Origin of the sequence: Brachyspira catarrhinii, from assembly GCF_005518285.1 — a bacterium.
In the GTDB taxonomy this organism is placed as follows: Bacteria; Spirochaetota; Brachyspiria; order Brachyspirales; family Brachyspiraceae; genus Brachyspira; species Brachyspira catarrhinii.
In genome coordinates this window covers 1-1,327 of sequence record NZ_SJDU01000516.1, presented here as the reverse complement: position 1 = coordinate 1,327, position 1,327 = coordinate 1, and the positions used below count along the sequence as shown (strand labels likewise).

Here is a 1,327-nt window from a genome sequence, read left to right as displayed (position 1 = left end):
ATTAAAATTAAAGTTCTATTTCGTCTCCGATTTCCAAAGAACGAGCGTCAGCAAAATTTTTATTAATCGTTATTTCGTTTGTTTCGAGTATATATTTTCCTTTATATACATAAGGTTTATTTATTCTCGTATATCTATCGTCCGTTCCATAAATAATCGCATCGATGCTTTCTTTATTTTCTTTTTTTTCTTCCGCTTCCGTTTCGCTTTCTATTTTTTCTATCTTTCCTTGAAATCTATGCTTACCTTCCGCTCTTTCGACTCCGTTAATATCTTTTATAGTTTTTATATCGTCTTCGCTAAAAATTCCAAATAAAACCAAATCGTCAAGCAAATTATCTTCAAAATAATTTTCCGCTGATAATTTAAAATCTCTGTAAACGGTTTTTACCGCGACAAAAAACAAAACCGCAAGCGCCACTATGAATACCGCAGAGATGAATATTGCAAGCTGTTTATTTATTTTTCTTAATAAAAGTTTAGTTTTTATATCGAACATTATCTACACTTTCCATTTTTATTTTTTATATTCGTTGTTTAATTTTAATTAATTACCATTCTATATCTTCGGGGTTTAGAGGATTTTCTATATCGAATCTTTCCATAACCTCTCCGTTTAAAATCTTTATAACCGTGTCAGCCATTTTGGATATTTCTTTACTATGAGTGATAAGAACTATACTCGTTCCCAAATCTCTATTCAAATCTCTCAATATTTTTAAAGCCATTATTCCCGTTTTATTATCCAAAGCTCCAGTCGGCTCATCGCATAAAACCACTTTAGGTTTTTTGGCAATCGCTCTCGCGATACTCACTCTCTGCTGTTCGCCTCCCGATAATTCGGTAGGATAATGTTTTATTCTGTTTTCAAGCCCGAGAAGTTTTAACGCGTTTTCGGCGTTTTCTTTCGGAAGTCCCGTTATTTCGGTAGAAAATTCCACATTTTCCAAAGCGGTTAAATTGGGAAGCAAATTATAACTTTGAAAAACGAAACCTATATTTTCCCTTCTGAATTTCGACAATTTTTTATTGCTATAATTTGAAATATCCTCTCCCAAAAATAAAACCTGCCCGCTTGTCGGTTTGTCTAAAGCTCCCAATATATTTAGCAAAGTGCTTTTTCCAGAACCGCTCGGTCCGAGTATGGCGGTTAATTTTCCTTCTTCAATCGTTAAATTTATGGAATTGAGCGCTTGAGTCGCGCCTCCGCCATGTCCGTAAATCTTGCTTATATTTTTTATTTCGTATAAATTATTCACAAGCAAATCCTAATTTAATTTATTTATTACAATTTATTTTTATTATGCCATTCTTCTACGGCTATATT

The 1,327-nt window shown here is 32.9% G+C and carries 2 protein-coding genes; both read right to left on the bottom strand.

Annotated features, from left to right (window positions below):
• Positions 1 to 7 precede the first annotated feature (7 nt).
• Positions 8 to 499, bottom strand: coding sequence for a hypothetical protein (locus EZH24_RS11985; RefSeq protein ID WP_236847247.1), 492 nt, complete (start codon positions 497 to 499; stop codon positions 8 to 10).
• A gap of 52 nt (positions 500 to 551) precedes the next feature.
• Positions 552 to 1,259: an ABC transporter ATP-binding protein gene (locus tag EZH24_RS11980; protein ID WP_137999303.1), complete on the bottom strand. Its 708-nt coding sequence runs from the start codon at positions 1,257 to 1,259 to the stop codon at positions 552 to 554.
• Positions 1,260 to 1,327: the final 68 nt, after the last annotated feature.